Annotated in this window: 21 protein-coding genes; 10 read left to right on the plus strand and 11 right to left on the minus strand. The window is 65.4% G+C overall.

Annotated elements, in window-relative coordinates; genetic code table 11:
* Window positions 1-17 precede the first annotated feature (17 nt).
* The 4 genes from ACVW17_RS17550 to ACVW17_RS17565 all read right to left on the minus strand — a co-directional run bounded on the left by ACVW17_RS17550 (window position 18) and on the right by ACVW17_RS17565 (window position 3312).
* Window positions 18-341, minus strand: coding sequence for a non-heme iron oxygenase ferredoxin subunit (locus ACVW17_RS17550; protein ID WP_456797716.1), 324 nt, complete (start codon window positions 339-341; stop codon window positions 18-20).
* Between the two features lie 8 nt (window positions 342-349).
* Complete coding sequence (locus ACVW17_RS17555) at window positions 350-865, minus strand: aromatic-ring-hydroxylating dioxygenase subunit beta (protein WP_456797717.1); 516 nt, start codon at window positions 863-865, stop codon at window positions 350-352.
* Window positions 865-2238: an aromatic ring-hydroxylating oxygenase subunit alpha gene (locus ACVW17_RS17560; protein ID WP_456797718.1), complete on the minus strand. Its 1374-nt coding sequence runs from the start codon at window positions 2236-2238 to the stop codon at window positions 865-867. The genes ACVW17_RS17555 and ACVW17_RS17560 overlap by 1 nt, the downstream gene beginning before the upstream one ends.
* Before the next feature lie 177 nt (window positions 2239-2415).
* Window positions 2416-3312: a LysR family transcriptional regulator gene (locus ACVW17_RS17565; RefSeq protein WP_456797719.1), complete on the minus strand. Its 897-nt coding sequence runs from the start codon at window positions 3310-3312 to the stop codon at window positions 2416-2418.
* A gap of 109 nt (window positions 3313-3421) precedes the next feature.
* On the opposite strand from ACVW17_RS17565, the gene ACVW17_RS17570 reads away from it, so the two are divergent.
* The 5 genes from ACVW17_RS17570 to ilvA all read left to right on the plus strand — a co-directional run bounded on the left by ACVW17_RS17570 (window position 3422) and on the right by ilvA (window position 10171).
* Complete coding sequence (locus ACVW17_RS17570) at window positions 3422-5041, plus strand: FAD-dependent monooxygenase (RefSeq protein WP_456797720.1); 1620 nt, start codon at window positions 3422-3424, stop codon at window positions 5039-5041.
* Between the two features lie 77 nt (window positions 5042-5118).
* Window positions 5119-5844: an alpha/beta fold hydrolase gene (locus ACVW17_RS17575; protein WP_456797721.1), complete on the plus strand. Its 726-nt coding sequence runs from the start codon at window positions 5119-5121 to the stop codon at window positions 5842-5844.
* Window positions 5845-5862: 18 nt separating this feature from the next.
* Complete coding sequence (locus ACVW17_RS17580) at window positions 5863-7275, plus strand: MFS transporter (RefSeq protein ID WP_456797722.1); 1413 nt, start codon at window positions 5863-5865, stop codon at window positions 7273-7275.
* Between the two features lie 19 nt (window positions 7276-7294).
* Window positions 7295-8485: a M24 family metallopeptidase gene (locus ACVW17_RS17585; RefSeq protein WP_456797723.1), complete on the plus strand. Its 1191-nt coding sequence runs from the start codon at window positions 7295-7297 to the stop codon at window positions 8483-8485.
* Window positions 8486-8623: 138 nt separating this feature from the next.
* Entirely contained in the window at window positions 8624-10171 is a 1548-nt protein-coding gene (ilvA, locus tag ACVW17_RS17590) for a threonine ammonia-lyase, biosynthetic (protein WP_456797724.1), read from the plus strand.
* Between the two features lie 50 nt (window positions 10172-10221).
* Here the strand turns inward: ilvA and ACVW17_RS17595 are convergent, their stop codons facing one another.
* A complete protein-coding gene (locus ACVW17_RS17595; RefSeq protein WP_456797725.1) occupies window positions 10222-11529 on the minus strand; it encodes an MFS transporter in 1308 nt (435 codons plus the stop codon).
* A gap of 128 nt (window positions 11530-11657) precedes the next feature.
* Here ACVW17_RS17595 and ACVW17_RS17600 point away from each other — a divergent pair, with 128 nt between their 5' ends.
* Window positions 11658-12656: a LysR family transcriptional regulator gene (locus tag ACVW17_RS17600; RefSeq protein WP_456797726.1), complete on the plus strand. Its 999-nt coding sequence runs from the start codon at window positions 11658-11660 to the stop codon at window positions 12654-12656.
* An 11-nt stretch (window positions 12657-12667) separates the two neighbouring features.
* On the opposite strand, the gene ACVW17_RS17605 is transcribed toward ACVW17_RS17600, so the two are convergent.
* From ACVW17_RS17605 to ACVW17_RS17630, 6 genes are all read right to left on the minus strand, one after another.
* Window positions 12668-13501 carry a citryl-CoA lyase gene (locus ACVW17_RS17605; protein WP_456753053.1) on the minus strand — a complete coding sequence of 278 codons (834 nt, stop codon included), beginning with the start codon at window positions 13499-13501 and terminating at the stop codon, window positions 12668-12670.
* 22 nt (window positions 13502-13523) lie between these two features.
* A complete protein-coding gene (locus ACVW17_RS17610) occupies window positions 13524-14801 on the minus strand; it encodes a CaiB/BaiF CoA transferase family protein (protein ID WP_456753054.1) in 1278 nt (425 codons plus the stop codon).
* A gap of 32 nt (window positions 14802-14833) precedes the next feature.
* Window positions 14834-16291, minus strand: coding sequence for an SLC13 family permease (locus ACVW17_RS17615; protein ID WP_456797727.1), 1458 nt, complete (start codon window positions 16289-16291; stop codon window positions 14834-14836).
* Window positions 16292-16516: 225 nt separating this feature from the next.
* Window positions 16517-17545: a class II aldolase/adducin family protein gene (locus ACVW17_RS17620; protein WP_456753056.1), complete on the minus strand. Its 1029-nt coding sequence runs from the start codon at window positions 17543-17545 to the stop codon at window positions 16517-16519.
* A gap of 9 nt (window positions 17546-17554) precedes the next feature.
* Window positions 17555-18424: a TIGR01459 family HAD-type hydrolase gene (locus ACVW17_RS17625; RefSeq protein ID WP_456753057.1), complete on the minus strand. Its 870-nt coding sequence runs from the start codon at window positions 18422-18424 to the stop codon at window positions 17555-17557.
* Window positions 18421-19701, minus strand: a complete 1281-nt coding sequence (locus ACVW17_RS17630; protein WP_456753058.1) for an FGGY-family carbohydrate kinase — start codon at window positions 19699-19701, stop codon at window positions 18421-18423. Before ACVW17_RS17630 ends, ACVW17_RS17625 begins: the two co-directional genes overlap by 4 nt.
* 136 nt (window positions 19702-19837) lie before the next feature.
* Here ACVW17_RS17630 and ACVW17_RS17635 point away from each other — a divergent pair, with 136 nt between their 5' ends.
* The 4 genes from ACVW17_RS17635 (at window position 19838) to ACVW17_RS17650 (ending at window position 24241) form a co-directional block, all read left to right on the plus strand.
* Window positions 19838-20854 carry a sugar-binding transcriptional regulator gene (locus ACVW17_RS17635; RefSeq protein ID WP_456797728.1) on the plus strand — a complete coding sequence of 339 codons (1017 nt, stop codon included), beginning with the start codon at window positions 19838-19840 and terminating at the stop codon, window positions 20852-20854.
* Window positions 20855-20882: 28 nt separating this feature from the next.
* Window positions 20883-22322, plus strand: coding sequence for an extracellular solute-binding protein (locus ACVW17_RS17640; protein ID WP_456797729.1), 1440 nt, complete (start codon window positions 20883-20885; stop codon window positions 22320-22322).
* A 117-nt stretch (window positions 22323-22439) separates the two neighbouring features.
* Window positions 22440-23369 carry a carbohydrate ABC transporter permease gene (locus tag ACVW17_RS17645; protein WP_456756460.1) on the plus strand — a complete coding sequence of 310 codons (930 nt, stop codon included), beginning with the start codon at window positions 22440-22442 and terminating at the stop codon, window positions 23367-23369.
* Window positions 23370-23383: 14 nt separating this feature from the next.
* A complete protein-coding gene (locus ACVW17_RS17650; RefSeq protein ID WP_456753061.1) occupies window positions 23384-24241 on the plus strand; it encodes a carbohydrate ABC transporter permease in 858 nt (285 codons plus the stop codon).

A 24241-nucleotide genomic window follows, 5' to 3' on the forward strand; every position in this document is an offset into this window, starting at 1 on the left:
TTCCCCCGATTGTTGTTCTATGCCGGCAGGCAGACTTCCAGCCGGTCGCCTGCCACGCGGACCGGATAGGTCTGGATGTCGATCTCGACCGGGCTGGTCAGTGCCTCGCCGGTTCGGATGTCGAAGCGGCCCATATGCAGCGGGCATTCGATCTCGCAGCCGTCCAGCAGGCCGTCGGACAGCAGCGCCTCCGCATGGGTGCAGATGTTGCTGGTGGCGTAGTATTCATTGCCGACGCGATAGAGCGCGATGTGATGTTGGCCGATTTCGATGCCGTACGGCTCGCCTTCGCTCAGCGCGCTGAGTGCCGCAGCTTCGTGCCAGGTCCCCTGATCCGTCATGTTCCCTCTCAGATGCTGTAGAAATCGAGCACGGTCGGAATCCGGTCGTTGGCCAGCGTGATGACCTTGCGTGCGATCTTCCAGGTGTCGCCTTCACGCCGCAGCGTGTGCTGATAGCGCCCGTGGCGCAGGTGTTCCTTGGCGACGCGCTGGTCGTAGACGTGGACCGAGAACACCGAGTGGCAAACGATCTCGTCGGGTCCGCTTTCGGATGCCTCGAGGTTCGAGATCTGGTGCACCGTGCGCGGCAGCGGCAGCGCCGTGATCGATTTGCGCGATTCGATGCGCGCGATCCGCTCTTCCAGCCCGCGCCGTGCATCGTGATAGAGCAACGAGACCTGCGTGTCGGGATCGCCGGTGGTGGTGTATTCGTCGAGCCATGCCGGCACCCAATAGACGGCGTCCTCGCTGTACATGGCGACCCAATCGGTCCATTCGCCGGTGTCGAGCAGGCGGGCCTCGCGGTAGATGGTCGCGGCTGCGATCGTATGAGCATCTGCTTGCCTGATTGCACTGCCAGCCATCACGCCGTCTCCCCCGCGGCGCGCTGCAACAGTCTGCGCCACTCGCGATAGCCGGGATGGAAATTGGTCTCGCCGCCGAAGCTTGTCGGGCCGAACGACCATTCGGATGGGGCTACGCCGAGCTCGCGCGTATGGACGCTGTCGCCGCGGCCGATCTCGGCGACGCCGCGCAGATAGCCTTGGGTTGGCGCGGCGGTCGTCGCCTCGTAGCCGGTCTGGCAGAATTCATACATGACGTTATCGTCGGAGCTTGCGAGCCCGGAGGCGTTGAAGAAATCTTCGTAATTGCGAATGCGCAGCGTGCGCGCCGCGGCGCTTTCGCCGACCGGCGCAAGGCAATGCGACACCATCTCGGTCTTGTCCGGCGCCAGCGGCCGCCAGGTGCGCACCTGCGCCGACAGGATGTCGATCACCTGCAGGTTCGGGAAGATCGTGAGGTTGCGCTGGCGCAGCATCCACTTGGCGCGGGTGCTGCCGACGCGCTGCCGCACGGCATCGAGCCGCGCCGAATCCATGCCGAGCGGCCGGCCATAGAGCTGGGTGCGCTTGATCGACCAGTTGACGGCGTGGCCATAATCGAAGCTGAAGCTGCCTTGCCCTTCCTGCTCGCCCTCCGGCTCGACGGTGAAACCGGCATCCGGCCCGGCGCTGGCGTTGCGCTTCTTCAGGATGTCGACGTAGGAGCTGTGGGTGGTTGCAAAATGATAGTAGTCGAGACCGTTCTCGAATTGCAGTTTCCAGTTTCCATCGAACGTATACGTGCTGGCGCCGGGCACGAACTCGACTTCGCCGCTGTCGCTCTGATCGATGATGAGGTCGAGGAAGGCGCGGGTGTCGCCGAGAAATTCTTCCAGCGGCGGAACATCGGCCGAAAGGCTCGCGAACAGAAAGCCGCGATAGGAGCCGAGCCGCGCCACCGGAAGCAGGTCGTGATTCTGGTTCGAAAAGGACGGCGGATACTGTCCGCTCGCTTCCTCCGTCACCGAGATGTTGCGGCCGCTCGAATCGTAGGCCCAGCCGTGATAGCGGCAGACGTGAAACTTCTGCCGCCCCTGCTTGAACGGACAGACGATCGTTCCGCGGTGCCGGCAGGTGTTGAGGAATGCGCCGATTTTGCCTTCAGCGCTGCGCATCACCAGGATGGGATGCCGACCGATATGGGTGGTGACGAAATCGTTGGGACGGGCGACCTGGGATTCCAGGCCGACGAAATTCCACGTCGCCTCGAAGATATGGCGGAGCTCGGCGTCGAACACGTCGGGATCGGTGAAGATCCGGCGATCGACCTGGAAGATGCGCTCGGCGGGGCGATCGTCAATCAGGCGGGAAATCTCCCGCAGCTTGGCCGCGCGGTTCTGCGAAGCAGCATTCATCACGTCCTCCCTTCGACTTGCCACCGGCTGTGCCAGGTGGACCGGTTCGCGGTTCGCACGTCCTTGCGCGACGGGAACAGCCGGCTTGATCGCCAATCTTGGAATGACTCTATAGTTGTCATGACAACCATGGTCAAGATGATTGGTCGACCGGAAGGACGGAGTTGGGGGGAGCGTTCAGGTCTTGCGCGCCGGTGCGGTGAGGATGATGCCCTGATCGATCAGCGCGCGGCAGATGGTCTTCAGCACGGCAATCGCTTCCCGCGTTGCCCGGCTCACCGGCCGCCCGCGCGGCAGCGCCAGCACGCGCTCGGCGCGCATCCACGGCAACAGCGCCGCCGATAGCGTTCCGCTCGCCACTTCCTGGTGAATGCCGGAGAACGGCAGCAAGGCGTAGCCGAGGCCCGCGGCCACCATGCGCTTCATCGGGGTGCTGTTGTCGACGCGTACCGCGCACAGCATGGTCGATGGGAACGGGTTGCGGCTGAGCGGGGCCACGGCGGCCGGCAGGGCATCGAACTCCTTGCGGGTCAGCCGGCCGCGCTTGAGCAGCGGATCGCGCGGCGGCCCGATCAGGAACACCTGTTCGGTCATCAGCATTTCATAGTCGAGGTGATCGTTGGGCGACGGCGTCGTCACGATTCCCAGATCAAGCTCACCCCGCAGCAGGCGTTCGGATGCATTCTCGGTCAGGCCCTCGCTCAACTCGAGCCACACGCGCGGAAACTGCTTCACGAATGTCTGGGCGAGCGGCGGGTAGAGGATATCGCCGAGGCTCGGCGGCGCGCCGATCCGCACCGTGCCGCTGGGCTCGCGGTTTTCGGTGCGCACCTCGGCCTTGATGTCGTCGATCGTCCCGAGCAGCCAGCGTCCTCGCGCGAGCAGCACCTTGCCGGATTCCGTGACCGAGACGCCGCGCGCGCCGCGTTCGAGCAGGGCGCCGCCCAATTCGACTTCGAGCTCCTTGACGTGGCGGCTGAGCGCCGACTGGGCGACGTTCAATGTGCTCGCGGCCGCAGCAAAGCCGCCACGCTCGGCGACGGCAACGAAATAGCGGATCTGCCGCAGGTCCATGATGGTCGCTCCATCTCAGATTGAGATGGATACCATATCAAACATATTCTTGTGAGATATCGAAAAGAGAGCAGTCTGCTCGCAACGATCAAACCGAGGAGACGCGCGCATGGGCATCGCCACCGACGAGGCACGCCAGACATCCGTATTCATCGCCGGCGGCGGGCCGGTTGGGCTGGCGATGTCGTTGCTGCTCGATCGCTTCGGCATCGACTGCGTGGTGGTCGAGAAGAGCGCGACGACGACGGATCATCCCAAGTCGCGCGGCTGCTGGGTCCGCACCATGGAGATCTTCCGGCAGTGGGGTATCGAGCAGGCGATCCGCAACCGCGGCCTGCAGGATAATTCCGACATGTTCGTGTTCCTCGACAGCATCGCGGGACAGGAGTTCGGCCGCACCCGTCCCGAACCGAATGTCGGTCATACGCCGGCCTGGAAGAGTCTGGTCGCCCAGGACGCCGTCGAGGAGGAAATTCTGCGGGTGGTCGAGAAATCCCGGCACGCCACCGTCCTGTTCAATACGGCCTGTGAATCGTTCGAGGAAAGCAACAGCGGGGTCAACGTCACGACACGTTGCCAGAAGACGGGTGAGGTGACGCAGTGGACGGCGACCTATCTGATCGCCGCTGATGGTGCGGGCAGCCAGACCCGCCGCAGCGCCGGGATCGACATGGTCGGACCGTCCACATTGGCGGTGATGTCGAATGAATATTGGCGCGCCGATCTGTCGCGGCTGCCGATCGCGCGCGAGGCGGCCGGCTTCATCATCGTCCCCGAAACACCCGATCTGCCGCGCGCCGCCGTCCTGAATACCAATGGCCGGGATCGCTGGCTGACCGTGACACAGATCGGCCTGACCAAGGACGATCGCGAGCGGCCGTGGACCGATCAGGAGTTCGTTGAGATCGCGCGCGGCCATGCCGGCATTCCGGATCTCGACGTCACGCTGTTGAACCGATCGATCTGGCGCGTCAGCATGCAGGTAGCCGAGACCTTTCGGAAGGGCCGGGTGTTTCTGATCGGCGACTGCGCGCACCGCTTTCCGCCGACCGGCGGGTTCGGCCTGAACTCCGGTGTTCAGGACGCGCATAATCTCGCCTGGAAACTCGCCTTCGTCCTCAAGGGACTCGCGGATGAAAAGCTGCTCGACAGTTATTCCAGCGAACGCCGCCCGATCGCGCAGTCCAACGCCAATTTCAGCTACGGCAACCGGTTGCGCTTTGGTCTGACCGACGACGCCGTGCGATCGCGCGATCCGGACCGGATCAAGTTCTGGATCAACGACATGGACAATCATCTGCACAGCATCGGCCAGAACCTCGGACACAATTACGAGGAGGGCGCGGTGATCCCCGATGGCACCGTCACGAAGGCGCTGAACTCCCGTTACTACACGCCGACAGATCGTCCCGGGGCGCGCTTTCCGCATATGTGGCTCGAGCCGTCGCGCAAGAAATCCACGCTCGACTGGTTCGACAAGGAGTTCACCGTCGTCACGGGGCCGCTCGGCGGCGAGTGGCTGGAGGCGGGGAAGCAGGTGTCGGAGAAGATCCGTTTGCCGCTCTCGCTGAAGCAGTTGCCGTCAGCCGATCCGGCGGACGGTTTCCAATTGGGCATGCGCGGCGCGGTGCTGGTGCGTCCCGACGGTCATGTGGCGTGGCGGATGCCGTGGCTGCCGTCGGACCCGGCGAAGGAGTTGGCCGGCGCGCTTTCAACGCTGCTGCACTAGCGGGGGCTCCGATGCAATCGTTCGAATCCAACGGCGTCGTCACGGCATATGAGAAGATGGGACGTGGCGAGCCGATCGTGCTGCTGCACGGCGGTGAGGCCGACCATTCGATGTTCGATGGCCTTGTGCCGGTGTTGGCGGCTGATTTCACCGTGATCGCGTACGACCAGCGCGATTCCGGCGCCACCACGAATCCATCGTTATCCTATTCGCTGGCCGATCTGGCAGATGATGCTGCGGCCTTGATCACCGGGCTCGGCTACGATCGCGCCCATGTCTTCGGGACCTCGCTGGGCGGGCAGATCGCGCAAGTGCTGGCGGCCCGCCATCCCGGCAGGATCGACCGCCTGATCCTCAGCAGCACCTGGAAGGTCAACAGAAGCCCGCTGGACGTCAATGCGGATGTCTTCCGAAAACTCGCGTCCTACCGCGCGGACACCATCGTCAATGCGCCGAAGATTGCGGAGTTCTTTTTCCCGCCGGATTACTTGCGCGCGCGGCCCGAACTGATCGACATCTTCCGTGGTTCGGCCCGCGACGACCGCCAGAAGGCGCGACGCGGCGCGTTGCTCGCGCAGCCGGTCGCCGCCGACCTGACCGGCTTCGATCGCCCGACGCTTCTGCTGGCGGGTGGCGACGACTGCCTGATCCCCAATGCGGAGACATTCGCGCTCGCCCGCGATCTCGCGCGCGTCGAGACCAGGACCATCGCGGGTGTCGGCCACGTCGCGTCGATCCAGGCCCCCGATCGGGTGGCGGAGGCGGTGACGGCATTCCTGAATTCAAAAAAGAAGGCGGCTTGACAACAACAGGGGGAGACCATGCCCGAGCAGGCGAATGCGGTGCCGTTCGACGAAGCGCCGGTGACGACGCGCTACTGGCTATCGATCATCATCTTCGCCGTCACCGGCGTGGTCGATTTCTTCGATTTCTTTGTGGTCGGATTCCTGGTCTCGGTGCTGGCGCCGAAGTGGCATCTGACGTTCGGGCAAACCTCGATCATGCTGATGAGCGCCGGCATCGGGGCGATGCTCGGGGCGTTCGTCGCGGGTGTCCTCGCGGATCGCTTCGGGCGCAAGCCGCTGGCGATATCAGGCGTTCTGCTCTGCGGCATGACCTCGGGCGCGATCGCGTTCATTCCCGAAGACGGCTGGGTTGCGTTTGCAATCCTGCGCTTCTTCGTCGGCTTCGGCCTTGCCGCCGGCGCCGCGGCGGCAGTCCCGGCCATCGTTGAATTTGCGCCCACCCGCCATCGGACGCTGGTGACAAGCCTCGTGGTCGTCCCTGTCGCCTTTGGCGTGCTTTCGGCGTCGGTCACGGCGAGCTTCCTGCTGCCGCTGGTCGGCTGGCGCGGATTGGCGGCGGTCGGCTTCCTGCCGATCATCCTCGCGATTCTGACCGTGATCATCATGCCGAAATCGCCGCGCTGGCTGATCAGCAAGGGCCGTGTGCGCGAGGCCCAGGCCAGCATCCGAAAGCTCTATCGGGTCGGCGGCGATGGGGTCGCCTTGCCCACGCTGCCGCCGGCGAACCCGGCGACCTTCGCCGATCTCTTCGCCGAGCAGCGCCGCTTCTGGCTGACGGTCCTGATCTGGCTCGGCGCGAGCACGGCGAATTACGGTGTGTTCCTGTGGGGACCGACGATCGTGGCGCTGCTGCTTGGCGTCGCGCCCCAGGACGCGGCAAAGATGTTCATCTATGTCAGCCTCGCCGGCGTGCTCGGCCGGACTGGCTTCGCCTTCCTCGCGCACCGGATCGGCCGCAAGCCGTGCGGGCAGTTGATGGGGTACGGCACCGCGGTTTCGCTGGCGCTGGCCGCCTATTTCCACAACGACTTTGTCGGCTCGGTGCCGCTATTCCTGGTCTTCCTGATCGTTGGTGCCGTGTTCTTCGACGGCGGATTTTCGAACATCGGACCCTATCCCGCGGAGATATTTCCGGTCCAGCTGTCGGGACGCGCGGTCGGCCTTGCGCAGCTCTCGAACGGGGTCGGCAAGATCGTAGGCCCGCTGTGTCTCGCGCTGATCGCCGGCGCGGACAATCTCGTGCATCCGAACGCAACCGCCGCGGCGGTGATGCCGGCGTTCTGCTTTCTTGCCGGCGCGGGTCTCCTGATCGGGCTTGCCTTCACGTTCCTCGGCGTCGAGCCGCACGGACGCCCGGTGGCGCTGTTCGGCGACAGCGCCGGCTTGGGCGCAACATCGAAGCCGCTGGCGGCGAAAACCGCAACTTGACAGGACGGAAGGTCAACCCATGGACAATGCACTCGACACGATCGCAACGACGGCGCCGTTCGACACCGCAAAACTCGATCGGCTGATGGACGAGGCCGGACTCGACATCCTGATCGTCACCTCGCGTCACAATGTGCAGTACTTGCTCGGCGGATATCGTTTCTTCTTCTTCGACGTCATGGAGGCGATCGGCACCAGCCGCTATCTGCCGGTGTTCGTCTATCAGAAAGGGCGTCCGGAACATTCCGCCTATATCGGCAACCGCATGGAAAAGTTCGAGCACGAGCTCGGACGGATATGGACGCCGATCGTCAAGACAGGTAGCTGGGGAACGATCGATGCGATCGGGCTTGCGATCGATTATGTGAGAAAACTGGGCGGCGCAGCCAAGCGCGTCGGCATCGAGGCAAGCTTCCTGCCGGCCGATGCCAGGGATCATCTGTTTGCCGGGTTTAACAATGTCGCGTTCCGCGAGGCCCACTTCACGCTTGAGCGCCTCCGCGCCATAAAGTCTCCCGCCGAACTGGACCTCATCCGCGAAGCTTCCGAACGGGTCGTCGATGCGATGATGGCGACCTTCAAGGCCTGCGCGCCGGGGATGACCAAGAACGATGTCGTGGCTCGTCTCCTCCGTGAGGAGCAGGAGCGTGATCTCGTCTTCGAATATTGCCTGATTGCCGCAGGCAAGAGCCATAACCGCGCGCCGTCGAACCAGCGTCTCGAAGAGGGCGACGTGATCTCGATCGATTCCGGAGGAAACTATCGCGGCTATATCGGCGACCTCAGCCGCATGGGCATTCTGGGTGAGCCTGACAGCGAGTTGCGCGAGTTGTTGCAGGAGGTCGAGGACATCCAGCAGGTGGCCCGGCGCGCGATCCGGCCGGGCGCATTGGGTGGCGACATCATCGCGGCGGGCGAGGCTGCCGTGAAAACGTCGCCGCATCGCGCCGTGCTCGACTTCACCGCACACGGCATCGGGCTTGTCAGTCACGAAGCGCCGCGCCTGACCGCGACCGGCCCGGTGCCTTACGCGCCGTATGACGCCGACCGGCTGCTCGATTGCGGCATGGTCATCTCGATCGAAACGGCGCTGCTGCATCCGGCGCGCGGCTACATCAAGCTCGAGGACACGCTGATCGTCACGGAATCGGGCTGGGAAGCGCCCGGAGATCATGGCCGGGAGTGGATTTCGCCGCGGCTCACGGGGTGAAGCGGTCAGAGGCTGCTGATTGACCGGCGTGTTTGTCCCGGCTGTCTCTACTTCACTCCGGCCTCCCGTCATGCGATGCTTCGAGCCTGATGCACGCGATCGATATCGATCGCTTCCCCATCGACAGAAGCACATGAGATGACTGCTGCCGACAACGCGCTCCGCGACTACGCCCAAAGCATCCTGACCGCCCGCGTCTACGACGTGGCGGTCGAGACGCCGCTCGATCCGATGCCGCGGCTTTCGGAGCGCCTGTCGCGCGCCGTGCTGCTGAAGCGGGAGGACTTTCAGCCGATCTTCTCGTTCAAGCTGCGCGGCGCCTACAACAAGATCGTCAGACTGCCGGACGCGCAGCGCAAATTGGGCGTCATCTGCGCATCGGCGGGCAATCACGCGCAGGGCGTGGCATTGTCGGCGCGCAAGCTCGGGATTCCCGCGACGATCGTGATGCCGCGGACGACACCCGCCATCAAGGTCGAAGCGGTGCGGCGCCTGGGCGGCGACGTTGTGCTGCATGGCGACACGTTCGATGATGCACAAACCAAGGCCAGGGAGATCGAGGCTGCGCGCGGCCTGACCTTCGTGCATCCGTTCGACGATCCCGATGTGATTGCCGGCCAGGGAACCGTCGGGATGGAGATCCTGCGCCAGCATCCCGATCCGATCGAGGCGATCTTCGTGCCGATCGGCGGCGGCGGGCTGGCGGCCGGCGTCGCCGCGTTCGTCAAGTTCCTCAATCCCGCGATCAAGGTGGTCGGCGTGGAGCCGGCCGACGCGGCGTCGATGGCGGCGGCGCTCGCCAAGGGCAGCGTTGTCGCGCTGGACCAGGTCGGGCTGTTCGCCGACGGCGTTGCCGTGCGCAAGGTCGGAGCCGAGACGTTCCGGCTCTGCCGCGACCTGCTTGACGAGGTCGTCACCGTGGACACCGACGCGATGTGCGCCGCCATCAAGGATATCTTCGACGACGTGCGATCGGTGGCCGAGCCCTCCGGCGCATTGGCGCTCGCTGGCCTGAAGGCCTATGCCGAGCGCGGCGCGCTGAGCGACGGCGGCCTGATCGCCGTCAACAGCGGCGCCAATCTGAATTTCGACCGGCTGCGCACCATTGCCGACCGCGCCGAGGTCGGCGAACATCGCGAGGCACTGCTCGCGGTGACGGTGCCGGAGAAGCCGGGCAGCTATCGCCACTTCATCCGGATCCTCGGCTCGCGGGCCATCACCGAATTCAACTACCGCTTTGCCGAGACCACCGCGCCGGCGCAACTGTTCGTCGGCATCGCGCTGAGCCGCGGCGAGGCCGAGAAGCGCGAAGTGATGGAGCTGCTCCGGCGCGAGGGCTATCCGATCCTGGATCTGAGCGAGAACGAGATGGCCAAGGACCATGTGCGCTACATGGTGGGCGGCCGCGCCCCGCTGCTCAAGGACGAAGTGATCTATCGCTTCGAATTTCCGGAGCGCCCCGGCGCGTTGCTGAAATTCCTCGAGAGCCTGGCGCCCGACTGGAACGTTTCGCTGTTCCACTACCGCAATCACGGCGCCGACTACGGACGCATTTTGGCGGGTATCGAGGTCAAGCCCGGGGAGCGCGCCCGGTTCGTGCAAGCGCTCGATGCACTCGGCTATCCCTACTGGAACGAGAGCGAAAATCCGGCCTATCGCCTGTTCCTCTCCGCCGAGCAGGGATGACGCTGCCGGTGTTACGGGCTGGTCGGCTAGGCGATATTCGCCAGCCATACTCACATCTTGCCGGCGACCAGCTTGAGCGAGCCGGCAATTGCCGTCGCCACCACGAGGATCGCAGCCATCCCGATCATCCCGGCGTTGAACGAGCCTGTCGCGTCCTTCAGGAAGCCGACCATGTAAGGGCCCACAAAGCCGCCGAATGCACCGACGGAGTTGATGAACGCGATGCCGCCGGCGGCCGCGGCGCCGGTCAGGAAGCTCTGCGGGATCGTGTAGAACACCGTGCGTGCCGAAATCGTGCCGACCAGCGCCAGCGTCAGGCAGGCGAGCGCCGGAACCAGCGAGCTGAAGACAACGGAGAGCGCAAGGCCAAGCGCGCCGAGGATCAACGCGGCCACGAGATTGTAGATCTTCCGGCCCTTGCGGTCGACGAGACGCGCCCAGAACAACATGCCGATGGTCGCGAACAAATAGGGGATCGCCGAGAGCCAGCCGACTTGCATGTTGGAGAGGCCGTGGCTCTTCAGGATCAGCGGCAGCCAGATGCCGATGCCGTAAGAACCGATCGTGAAGGCGAAGGTGATCGCGGTGAGCATCAGCACCCGCACATCCTGCATCGCGGCCCATAGATCCTTCTTCGGTTTGTCGTGCTTGTCGCTAGCCAGAGCGGCGAGCAACGCTTGCCGCTCCTCGCGGGTGAGCCACCCCGCCTGCTCGGGCGTGTCGGCGAGCAGGACGAGGCAGAGAATGCCGAGCACGCAGGCCGGCAGGCCTTCGAGCAGGAACATCCACTGCCAGCCTGCGAGCCCCCAGAAGCCGTCCATCCCGAGCAGCGCCGCCGAGATCGGGCTGCCGAGCAGCGAGGAGAGCGGCGTTGCGGCCATGAACAGGGCCAGCACGCCGGTGCGGTGCTTCTCGGGAAACCAGATCGAGAGGTACCAGATCACGCCCGGAAAGAAGCCGGCCTCGAACACCCCGAGCAGAAAACGGATCAGGTAGAAGCTGTAGGGTCCCGTCGCCAGCGCGGTCGCCGCAGCCGCAAGGCCCCAGGTGATCATGATGCGGGCGAGCCAGCGCCGGGCACCGAACCGGTACATCATCATGTTGCTGGGGACTTCCAGCAGGCAGTAGCTGAAGAACAGGATGCCGGCGCCCGAGCCGAATTGCGTGGCGCTGAGGCCGATGTCCTTGTTCATTTGCAACGCAGCAAAGCCGACGCTGGTGCGATCGAGATAGTTGAAGAGATAGGCGAGGCCGAGCAGCGGGACCAGGCGCCAGGTGTTCTTGGCAAGCGCGCTGGCGAGCAACCCTGCATCCGGATTGCCTTCCGCGAGCGATCCGTTGGCCGCGATCTCGGTCATCTGCCGATCCTCCCTGCATGTGGCCGGTTACCCCGATGGGGCCCGGCTGTGTTAGGTTCAAAAGTGCCAGAAACAGCGGGCAGCGGTCCAATCGCTAATGTTCAAGAACCGATAACCGGGAGGAAGACGTGGACCTTCGCGACCTCACCTATTTCGAGGTGATTGCCGACCTGGGTCATATGGGCCGGGCTGCCGACAAGCTCGGCCGCACCCAGCCCGCACTGACCAAATGCATCCAGCGCCTCGAGGAAGCCGTCGGTGCCGACCTGTTCGAGCGGACCGGGCGCGGGATCACGCTCACGCGGGTCGGCGAAGTGCTGCTGGCGCGGGCCCGGCGGATGCGCGAGGCCATGGAAGAGTCGCTGCGCGAGGTCACCGATTTCGCTGCCGGTGCGGCCGGTCGCGTCAGCATCGGCTGTGGGGCGACGATGGGCGAGTATCTGCTGCCGCAGATCTGCCGCGCCATCATCGCCGACGCGCCGGGGCTGGCGATCGAGGTGCAGATCGGCATGAGCGGCGTGGTCAGGGCGGCGCTGCGCGAGCGGACACTCGATCTTGCGATCGGCCCGATCCTGCCATCCGACGAGCAGGAGTTCAGTCACGAGGCGTTCGGCATGGACGATGTCGTCGTCGTCGCGGCAAAGGACCACCCGCTGTGCGGCAAGCCGCTCGCGATCGAGGACCTGGTTGCCGCGAAATGGGTGCTGCCGGCCCGCACCGTCGCTATGCGCCAATGGCTCGATAATGTGTTCGAAGCGCATGGTCTTGCGCCGCCGACGGTGCAGATCGAGACCAATTCGATCACGACGCTGCCCAAGCTGATCGCCGACACGGCGCTGCTCAGCTTCACGTCGACGCGGAACCTGCATCCGCTTCGGCTGGGCAGCCAGCTCGACCGCCTGATGATCGACGCCACCACGATGCGCAGGCCGCTGGGCTTCGTCACCCGCCGCGACGGCTATCTGTCGCCGGCCGCGCAACGGGTCGTGGGCCTGCTCAAATCCAGGGGGCGCGACTTCCTCGAGCAAGTCACGCCGCCCGGCATGACGGATGGCGCAGCCGCCATGCCGGCCATCGTGGTCAGCCGCACCGAGCGAGCCCAGAAACGCGTGCGGCAGTCCCGCTGAACGCGATCGGATCACTTCGCGAAATCCCGGGGAGCAGGGCCGGTGTAGCGATAGGGAATGCCCGGCGGCATCGGTCCCTTGATCCGGCCGCCTTGTTGCGATTGCTCCCAGGCATGCGCAAGGATGCCGACCGAGCGCGAAAGGATGAACAGGCCGCGGCCCAGCGCAGGCGAAAAGCCGAGCTCCGAATAGATCACGGCGGTCGCGCCGTCGATGTTCATCGGGATCTTGCGGCCCTTGCGCTGCTGCATCTCGGCCTCGACGCCGCGGCCGATCTCGGCGAAGCGTCCCAACACGATGTTGTTGCTGCGTGCGGCGTCGACGAGCTCGAGCAGCCGGGGCGAGCGCGGATCGACCGGATGAAAGCGGTGACCGAACCCCGGCACGATCTTGCCATTCGTCGCCGCGAAAGCGTCGAGGCCCTGCTGAATGGCCGCCTTCAGCTCGACGCCCGCATCCTGCCGGCGCGCGATGTCGGCGTACAGCTCCATGCATTGTTCGCCGGCGCCGCCGTGAATGTCGTCCAGCACGTTGATGGCCGACGCCATCGCGCCATTGAGCGGAAGGCCACAGGTCACGGCCATCCGTCCGATCGCGATCGACGGCGCCTGCGGACCATGATCGACGGCGGAGACGAGCGCTGCTTCCAGCAGCGCGCCTTGCTCGGGAGATGGAAGATCGCCCTTCAGCATCAGCCAGATCATTTGCGGGAACGACACCCGGCCGATCAACTGCTCGATCGGAAAGCCGCGGAAGCGGATCACGCCGGGCTTCATGTCGATGATGTCGGTCGACCACCACTGGGTGGCCTTTTGCAGCAGGTCTGCGGGATCTTGATTGGTCATGACAACTGTCCTCGATGTCCTCTCAGGTGCTCGAAGTCTCGGCGCGCGCCTTCAGGTCCGGTATCCTGGCGCTCTCCTTCACCGTCGGCCGGTTGTCGATGGCGACGACGCCGCGCTCGCCGAGCGCCCGGATCTCGTCGCGCGTGAAACCGAGCTGGCCGAGCCACTTCTCGGTGTGCTGGCCGAGGCTGGGCGGCGGCGATGGTTCCGGATAGTCCGTCTCGAGCCGGAAGCCGGGGCGCGTGACCCGCATGGTCTGGCCACCCGAGACCTCGGCCTTCAGGCTCTCGACGAACTTGCGGCCGACGATCTGCGCTTCGTTCAGCACCTGCGGCACGGTCAGAACGCATCCCGCCGGAACGCCCTTGGCGTTGAACAGCGTTTCCCATTCGGCGGCGGATTTGGCGGCGAGGGCGACCTCGAGCTCGCGCTTCAAGGCGACGCGGTAGTCCTTGCGTGACTGCCGCTCGCGAAACAGCGGATCGGTCTTCAGCTCCGGCCGTCCGACGATGTCGCACAGCGCTTCGAACTGCTTCTGTTCGTTGGCCGCGATGTTGAGCGGTCCGCAACCCGTCGCGAACGTGCCGGAGGGAGCGGCGGTGAAGTTCTCGTTGCCGATCGGCTGCGGATCGACATTGCCGTTGAGGTGGTTGGAAACCACCCAGCCCATCGCGGCCAAGGTCGATTCGAGCAGCGAGACATCGATCTGCCGCCCGCGTCCCGTCTGTCGTTGTTCGACGAGGGCGGCCGTGATCGCGAAGGATGCGGTGAGACCTGCGATGGTGTCGGCGATCGGGAAGCCGGTGCGCAGGGGCGCGCTGTCGGCATCGCCCGTGACGCTCATGACGCCCGACAATCCCTGAACGATCTGATCGTAGGCCGGGCGGCCGGCCCACGGACCGTCCTGGCCGAAGCCCGAGATCGCGCAATAGATGATGCGCGGATTGCGCTTGGCCAGCACCTCATAGCCGAGCCCCAGCCGTTCCATGACCTTCGGCCGGAAATTCTCCAGAACGACGTCGGCGGTTTCGACCAGGCGCAGGAAGATCTCCTTGCCGTCGTCGGCCTTGAAGTCGATCGCGACGGACTGCTTGTCGGCGTTGACAGCGACGAACGACAGGCCCATCAGGTGCTTCGCCATCGCCGGATCGGCGCCGAGCCGGCGCGCGAGATCGCCGCCCTTGGGATTCTCGACCTTGATCACCTCGGCACCGAGGCGGGCGAGCTGATAGCCGCAGAACGGACCGGCAAGCACGTTCGAAAGATCGAGGACGCGGATGCCGGCGAGGGGCAGTGTCATGTGATGTTCTCCGGACGACGATGTTTGAGGGATCAGACAAGTCCAAGCCAGTGCCACCAGGTCGCGGCGCACAGGGCATAAAGCAGACAGGCGACGACGCAGACGATCACGCCGACGCGCGGGAAATCCTCGACGCGCAGCCGGCCGGTGCCGTAGACGAGGATGTTCGGCAGCGTGTTGTAGAACATCAGCAGCGGGTAACCGCCGATGATCATGCCGGCCGGCAGCGCCAGTGCGACGGGGTTGACGCCCGCGGTGCCTGCCATCGCCAGGATGATCGGCAACAGCGCGGTCGCCATGGCGGTCGTGCCGACGAACATGATGTGCATGAACTGCACGATGAACATCACGACCACGATGACGACCAGCGCCGATGCACCGGCGAGGCCAAGCGCGTGGAAGATCGAATTGGCCAGCCAGTTGGCGGCGCCGGTCTTGAGCAGGATATCGCCGAGCGACACGCCGCCGCCGGCGATCAGCAGCACCTGCCAGGAGACGCCCTTGTTGGCGTCGTTCCAGTCCATGACGCCGAAGCGCGGCAGGAACAGCAGGCAGGCGCCCATCAGGCAGACCACCGTGGTGTCGAGCCCGGTCAGCCCCTGCGTCGCCCACAGGCACGTCACCAGCACGAACACCGTCAGAGCGCGCCACTCGGCGGACGACATCCGTCCCATCGCAGCGAGGTTCTGCGAGATCCGTGTATCGGCCTGCTCATGGCCGGCGGTGAACTCCGGCGGAAACACCCGCTGGATCACCCACCAGGTGAACATGGTCATCAGCAGCGCCGGAGGGAATCCGTAGAGCAGCCATTCGGCATAGGTGATTGTGTGGCCGCTCATCTTGGCGACGAACTCGACCGTGACCGGGTTCGGCACCGTCGCCGTCAACACGCCGGCGCCGATCGTCGCGTTGGTCATCGTCAGCGTCAGCAGCAGGTTGATCGTGAATGGCGAGCGGGCGGCTGCGCCGAAGATCGTCAGGATGCTGAGGCATTCCGGCAGCAGGATTGCGGTACGCGCCGTCGACGACGGCACGAGAAAGGCAAGCGCGATATTGACCAGCGTCACCCCGAGGGTGATCCGCGTCGGCGCGCTGCCGAACTTCGCCAGGATGATGTAGGTGATGCGCTCGGCAAGCCGGGTCCTCACCATGGCGGTCGCGAGGATGAAGGCGCCGACGATCAGATACACCGGCGAGGCGGCAAAGCCGTCGAGCGCGGTTCGCAGCGGCGCCGTTCCGGTCAGCACCGCAAGCGGCACGACCATCAGGTTGGCGATCGCCAAGGGTATCGCTTCGGTCAAATAGAGCACGAAAATGCCGCCGAACAGCGCCAGTGCCTTGTGGCCCTGCAAGGACAGCGTCTCCGGAGTCGGGCTGAACCAGATGGCGGCGGCGACGACGAGGGCGAGGGGCACACCGATCGCCTTCAGCGTGGCCTCCAGCGAACGGGGCGCGTCGTCGCTGGTCTCCGCGTGCGCGTGAGCTGACAATGTTTTCTCCCTGACGAAGCTTTCGGCGATGGATCGCTGCCAGCGCGGCTTTTGATTTGTGCTTCGTGGTGGGATTAGCGCGCGGGTCGAACCAGCGTCCAATCGCAAGTTTTCAGGAGACGATAACCGGCGGGAATGTGCTCAGCCGGCCGCGACCGCGGCCGTCGCGATCGGGCGCCTGGTCTCAGCGGCTTCGGCCTGACGCAGGACTTATTGGCTGGCGGATCAGCGATCCGCGGTCAGTTGCCGGCGATAGCGCTCGGCGTCCCAGTTCAGCAGCGCATGCTCATTCTCTGCCGTCAGGTAATGGACTCGCGCAGTCAGGGGCACCCGACACGTGACCAGTGCAAGACAGCTCAGCATGGCTTCCGCGCCGTCGCTTGCATCCGCGCGGATCAGGCTGCCGATATCGGGGACGAGAAGCGCAACCGGCGGCGGTAGTCCGTTCGCGGCGGTCCGCGCGATCATGGCGTTCAGGCTCTCGTGCTGCTCCAGCACCGGCAGGCCCGGGCCAAGGAAAACGACGTGATCGGGATAGAGCGAGCCGCTGGTCGCGATCGCGCGGCTGTAGCGGTCGGTGGCAATGTCGTGGCTGCGAGGATCGCGCGGCAGGCGATAGTTCGTGCCTGCGTAGATGCTTCGAAGCGCGTCATGATTGGCTGCCGGTGCGTGACGCTGCTCCAGCGCGAGGCGCTGCTCGATCTCGGCGACCAAACCCTCCGCAGCGTCGCAGGTGTCTACGCCGACCACCAGGCCGTGATTGCCGAGGATCAGGACGTCGACCGCATCCTGCGCGATGGCCTCGCCGACGGCGCGGGCGAGCGGCAGCCCCGGGTGATGATAGTCGAGGTAGCGCCATGCCAACCCATCCAGTCGCCGGGCGAATTCATCGCGGGCGTCGGTCCGCACCGCCCATGCGATGGTGTTGACGGAGTGGACATGCAGCACGATCCGGTGCGGCATCAGCGCATGCAGCGAGGTCTCGATCGAGGCGCGCAGCGTGGTGCCGGCGTCAGGCGCGAGCGGCACGCGCTCGTCGCCTTGCGTCAGCGCCGCGCGCGCGGCCGACAGCGCGACCGGCACGAAGATCTCCTTGTCCTCGGCATCGGCCAGCCAGGTGCCCGAGGCCTTCACCCACAGCACGTCGCCATCCTTGATCGACGAGTTGCCGCCGGCGCCTTGCACCAGCTCGATGTTCCTGCCGACGCGCGCCGACATGCGGCGGAGTTCGTTGAGTGTTTCAGGCGGTTGCATCGGCTGTTCTCACCAGGTCAGATGGTCCATCGTCCAGTGCGGCGTGCGCGCCGCTGTGCCGGCGACGCTCTTGATCGCGTTCGGCAGATCGCTCGTCTGCGCAAGCGATGCGCGGTGCGCGCCGGAGCCGATCAGCAGGGTCAGCATGCCGGCGGTGCGTCCGCCGGCGATATCGTGGTCGAGCGAGTCGCCGATGACGAGGATCCGTTCCGGCGGGGGATGTCCCAATTGATCGCGTGCGGCGGCAAACATCGGTGGATGCGGCTTGCCGACGAACAGCACGGCGCCGCCGAGCGATTGATAGAACGCGGCGAGCGCGCCCGGCGCTGGAATCAGTCCGGCGGCGCCGAACATCACGAGGTCGGGATTGGCGCACAGCATCGGCAGGTGCCGCGCGGCGGCCGCGGTCAATCGCGCGCGCCAACGCTCGGGCTCCGCCGCATCATCGTCGAGCCCGCCGAGCAGGATGAAGTCTGCCTCGTAGACGGTCGAAGCGACCGTGAGGCCGGTGCCGTCGACGATCGAGCGGTCACCATCGCGCGAGATCAGGAAGCAGGTGCGGCCGAGCTCGGCAAAGGGCGCCTGCTCGCGCGCATGCAAGCCGCGCCAGGTGACTTCGCCCGAAGACAGCACGCCGTCATAGGCCTCGGGCGGCAGGCCGAGTGCTGCGAGGCGCCGTTGGTTGCTGCCGGCGCGCTTGCCGGAATTGGACAGGATCAGGATATGCTTGCCGGCCTCGCGCAGCCTGGCCACGCAGTCCAGTGCCGCGGGGAACACCGCCAGTCCTTCATGCAGGGTGCCCCACTGGTCGAGCAGCACGTGATCGAAGCGGTCGGCGATGGCGTGAAGGCCGGCGATCGCAGTCGCATCGGCCTTCATGGCGGACCTCCGTTCAGTGCGAGCAGCGCGGCGCCGTAGCTTGCTTCGGTCTGCTCGGCGACCGAGACCGGGACACCGAGAACGCGGTGCCTGATCTTGGTCCACGCATCGTTCCTCGCGCCGCCGCCGATCCCGATGACGCGGCGCAGATCCGGTGCGCCGAGCCGCGCCAACTGCCGGTAGGCGAGGGCTTCCACGGCGGCGATGCCTTCGAGCAGGCCCTGGAAGAAACGGCAATCTTCCGGAGGCCGCGGCGTGATCCGCGCGGCCAACGCCGGATCGGCGATCGGGAAGCGCTCGCCGGGTTTGGGCAGCGGATAGTAGTCGAGCCCGGTCGGCTGGTCCGGTATCACCTGCGGCGTCAGCCGCTCCATCTCATCTGCGCTGAAATGCATCAGCAGCGCGGCGCCGCCGGAGTTCGATGCGCCGCCGGCGAGCCAGCGCTCGCCGAGCCGATGGGAATAGACGCCTTGGTCCGCCGCGAAGATCGGCTGGGTCGCAAGCTGCTTCACCACCAGCGTGGTGCCGAGCGAGGTGACGGCATCGCCCGGCTGGTCGGCACCGGTCGCGATGAACGCTGCTACGCCATCGGTGGTGCCGGCCGCGACGTGAGCCGTGGCGGGCAGCCCGAGCGCACGCGCGATCTGCGGATCCAGCTCGGAAAACGGCGTTCCCGGCTCCAGCACCTCGGGAAGCAGATCGTCACGCACGCCGAGCTGGTCGAGCCACGACGGCCAGGCGCGCGCGACCGGATCGTAGCCGAGCTTCAGTGCGTTGTTCTCGTCGCTGACGCCATGATGGTTGGCAAGCCGGCCGGCGATCCAGTCCGCCTGGTGCACCGCGTGGCGCGCATCGCCGACATAGCCGTCATTCTGGAGATAGAGCAGCTTGGCGAGCGCGCTGCTCGCGCCATGCGCGCCGCTCTCGCGCGGCGCGACCGCTGCGACGCGCGCGGCCTCATGCGTGGCGCGCGCGTCGTTGTACATCAGCCCCGGCGAGCAAGGGCGGCCGGCTGCATCGACCAGCAGCAACGTGCCCGATGTGCCGTCGACGACGATGCGCGTGACGTCGTCGAGACCGACTGTCTCGCCGAGCTTGCGGATTGCGGCCTCCGCGGCCTGCCACCACAGCTCCGGGTTCTGGTCGATGGCGTTGCCGTCGACGCGCGGTGCGGGCATCGCGACCGATGCGAAGCCGCGGATGCCGGCCTGCGGATCGATCGCGCAGGCGCGCACGCCGCCGGTTCCGACATCGATGCCGAGATACAAACCTCCCATCCGACTTCACCGCTCTCTGGTGCCGGCGCGCGTCGACATTGGTTGCGCTGCAGCACGTTTGGGGGATTGACGCCCCGTTCGGCCTCTGCAATTTTTTGCAGGACGTGAAGAAATTTGCAAGCGGACTTTTCCGGACATGGCTCCTCCGCCCGACAGGCTGCCGGTGATCGACGGCGAGGCGTCGCTCGCGACGCGAGCGGCCTGGCTGTATTTCGCGGCAGGATTGACGCAGTCGGAGGTCGCCGACCGCCTCAACATCCAGAGCACCAAGGCGCACCGCCTGATCGCGCGCGCCAGCCGCGAGGGCATGATCCGGGTGTTCGTCGAGGGACCGGTCGCCGAATGCGTCGCGCTGGAGAACGATCTCACGCAGCGTTTCGGGCTTGCGTTCTGCCGCGTCGCGCCCGATCTCGGCGAGAGCGATCTGCCGCTGAAGGCGCTGGCGCTGGAAGGCGCAAGCTTCCTGCGCCAGATCCTCGAGCGCGGCGACGACAAGGTGATCGGCGTCGGCCACGGCCGCACGCTCGCCGCCGTGGTCGAGCAGATGCCGCAGACGCCGGCGCGCGATGCGCAGTTCGTGTCGCTGCTCGGCGGACTGACGCGGAAATTTGCCGCCAATCCGTTCGACGTGATTCATCGCCTCGCCGAGCGCACCGGCGCGGAAGCCTATCTGTTGCCGGTGCCGGTGTTCGCCAATTCGGTCGCCGATCGCGCCGTGCTGATGCAGCAATTCGGCATCGCCGACGTGTTCGCGCTGGCGCGCCAGGCCTCGCTATTGTTCGTCGGCATCGGCCAGGTCAGCCGCGACGGCTTCCTGGTGTCGAGTGGCATGATCAAGCCGGACGAGGTCGCCGAGCTGAAGCGCGTCGGCGCCTGTGCCGACCTGCTCGGGCATTTCTTCAGCGCCGACGGCGCGGTGCTCGACACCGACCTGTCGGCGCGCGCCACCTCGATGAGCATGGCCGATCTCAGGAAGCACCGCATCGTCGCCATCGCCGGCGGGCCGGCCAAGGTGACCGCGTTGCGCGGGGTGCTGCGCAGCGGCGTTCTGCACGGCCTCATCATCGACGAGGCGACCGCAAAGGCGCTCGCAACAGACAAGCCGGAGACCACATCCGGCAAGACAAGAAGCAAGACCCGGAAGGACACATAAAACAAGCGTCAACAAGGAGAGGAAATACATGTTCGATCGCGAGAAGAATCTGTTCGACTCCTACGCTGCCAAACGCATCAGCCGCCGCGATCTCCTCGACGGCGCGGCCAAGCTCGGCATCGCGGGCATCGCCGCAAACGCCGCTTTCGCCTCATCGATGTCGAAGGCGATGGCTGCGGACTTCAACTGGAAGACGCAGAGCGGCAAGACCGTCAAACTGCTGCTCAACAAGCATCCTTACGTCGACGCGATGATCGGCGACATCGAGGCGTTCAAGTCGCTCACCGGCATGAACGTCACCTACGACATCTTCCCGGAGGACGTCTATTTCGACAAGGTGACGGCGGCGCTGTCGTCGAAGTCGGACCAGTACGATGCCTTCATGACCGGCGCCTACATGACCTGGACCTATGGTCCGGCGGGCTGGATCGAGGACCTCAACACCTACATCAAGGATCCGGCCAAGACCAACCCGGCCTTCGCCTGGGACGATGTGCTGCCGGGCCTGCGCGCTTCCACGGCGTGGGACGGCGTCGCCGGCTCCGAGCTCGGCTCGGGCAAGGCCAAACAGTGGTGCATCCCGTGGGGCTATGAGCTCAACAACATCACCTACAACCGCAACATCTTCGACAAGGTCGGCGTCAAGCCGCCGAAGAACCTCGACGAGATGCTGGAGGTCGCGGCCAAGATCACCAAGGACGCCGGCGGCCCCTATGGCGTCGGCGTGCGCGGCTCGCGTTCCTGGGCGACCATCCATCCCGGTTTCCTGTCGGCCTATTCGAATTTCGGCCAGAAGGACTTCGTGATGGAGGGCGGCAAGCTCAAGGCCGCGATGAACACCAAGGCCTCGAAGGAATTCCACGACAAATGGGTCAAGATGATCCAGACCTCGGGCCCGAAGAACTGGTCGACCTATACCTGGTACCAGGTCGGCACCGACGTCGGCGCCGGCGCCTCCGGCATGATCTTCGATGCCGACATCCTCGGCTACTTCATGAACGGCGGCGACAACAAGGAGAAGGGGCATCTCGGCTATGCGCCGTTTGCCGCCAATCCGGCCGCCAAGGCGCCGACCCCGAACGTCTGGATCTGGTCGCTCGCGATGTCGACCTTCTCCAAGCAGAAGGATGCGGCGTGGCTGTTCATGCAGTGGGCGGCGTCCGTCGAGCACGACCTGTTCGGCGCGCGCAAGATGGACTTCGTCAATCCGGTGCGCGCGTCGGTGTGGAAGGACACCGAGTTCCGCGACCGCATCGCGAAATCCTATCCGGGCTATCTCGAGCAGCACGACATGTCGTCGCCCGGCGCCAAAATCTACTTCACCGCGCAGCCGCTGTTCTTCGACCTGACGACGGAATGGGCCGCCTCATTGCAGAAGATGGTGGCGAAGGAGGTCAGCGTCGACGAGGGGCTCGACAAGCTCGCCGACAGCATCAACCGCCAGCTCAAGCAGGCCGGTCTCGGCTGACCGATCAAACCCGCGGTGCATGATCCCCCGCACCGCGTCCGTCCGCCGGCTCGGACCCTTGTCCCATCCGAGCCGGCGGCGTTTGCCAGCGGAACGCGATCTCTTATCATCATGAGCATGGTCCAAACCCTCCCGACGAACGCGCAGGCAGCGCCGGCCAAACCGAAGCCGCGCGTGCGCCTGTTGCCCTATCTGCTGAGCCTGCCGGCGCTGCTCGTCTGCGTGGCGATTCTGGTTCCGTTCGTGACGGCGGCGGTCTATTCGCTGCAACGCTACCGGCTGAACCTGCCTTATCTGCGCGGTTTCATCGGCGCCGGAAACTACATCGACTTCCTGTCCGATCCGGCGTTCTGGAATACGTTCCAGATATCGATCACCTACACCGTGCTGACGGTCGTGCTCGAGCTGCTGCTCGGCCTCGGCATCGCGCTGCTGCTGCGCCGGCCGACCCGCTTTCACAATGCGGTGTCGATCATGCTGCTGCTGCCGCTGATGACGGCGCCGGCGATCGCCGCGCTGATGTGGAAGCTGATGACCAATCCGGGCTTCGGCATCCTGTCCTACATGGTCAGCCTGTTCGGCGTCACCGACTTCAAATGGGCCTCCGATCCGTCGAGCGCGCTGTTCACGGTCGTGCTGGTCGACGTCTGGGTCTATACGCCCTTCATCATGATCCTGTTGCTGGCAGGCCTGCGTTCGCTGCCACGGCAGCCGTTCGAGGCCGCGGCACTCGACGGCGTGCCGGCGAGCTTCGTGTTCTTCCGCATCACGCTGCCGATGCTGGCGCCCTACATCATCACGGCGTCGCTGTTCCGGCTGCTCGATTCGATCCAGCAGTTCGACATCATCTATGCCATGACGCAGGGCGGGCCGGGCGACCGGCTGATGGTGTTCCAGGTCCAGGCCTATCTGGAATTCTTCCAGTACACCAATGTCGGCAGGTCGGCGGCGCTGTTGATGATCCTCTGGCTGATCACCAACATCCTGTCGAACATCTTCATCAAGAACTGGCTGCGGTTGCGCGAGCGTGCGCACGGCCACGCGTGACAGGGAGGGGCACGATGGAACATTCCAGCCTTGCCGGTCGCATCTTCCGCGGCGTGGCGCTCACGCTGATCCTGATCTTCTTCATGTTCCCGATCGTCTGGATCTTCATGATGTCGTTCCAGAACAACGACCAGATCTTGAGGATTCCGCCGCGTATCCTGTTCGAGCCGACGCTTGCGAACTACGAGGCGCTGATCTCGGGCCAGCTGCGCACGGCGGCCGGCAATCTGCAGATCTCCTTCATGCGCAATCTGTTCAACAGCGTCGTGCTGTCGAGCGCGGCGGTGCTGCTGGCGCTGCTGCTTGGCGTGCCGGCGGCCTATGCCTTTGCACGCTTCAAATTCCGCCTCGGCGAGACCATCGCCTTCACGCTGCTGTCGTTCCGCTTCGCGCCGCCGCTGCTCGTGCTGCTGCCGCTGTCGCTGTACTACCAGGAGCTCGGCCTCAACGACACCTACTTCGGCATCGTCTGGGTCTATCAGCTGATCGCGCTGCCGCTGATCCTGTGGATCGTGCGCGGCTATTTCGAGGACATCAGCCCCGATATCGAGCATGCCTATCGGCTCGCCGGGCATTCCTGGCGCGAGGCCTTCACCCGGATCGCGGTGCCGCTGGCGGGACCCGGGATCGCCGCGGCAGGCTTGCTGTCATTCATCTTCTGCTGGAACAATTTCGTCTTCGCGTTGATCCTGGCCTCCGCCGACAAGCAGCCGGTGACGGTGGGCGCGCTCGCGTTCGTCACGGCGTCGGGAATCCAGTACGGCCAGATCGCGGCGGCGATCGTGCTGTCGGTGACGCCGACCCTGTTGCTGGCGCTCTATGCGCAGCGCTACCTGGTCGAGGGGCTCTCGCTCGGCGCGGTGAAAGGCTGA

The sequence above is a fragment of the Bradyrhizobium sp. USDA 4473 genome, from assembly GCF_054063335.1.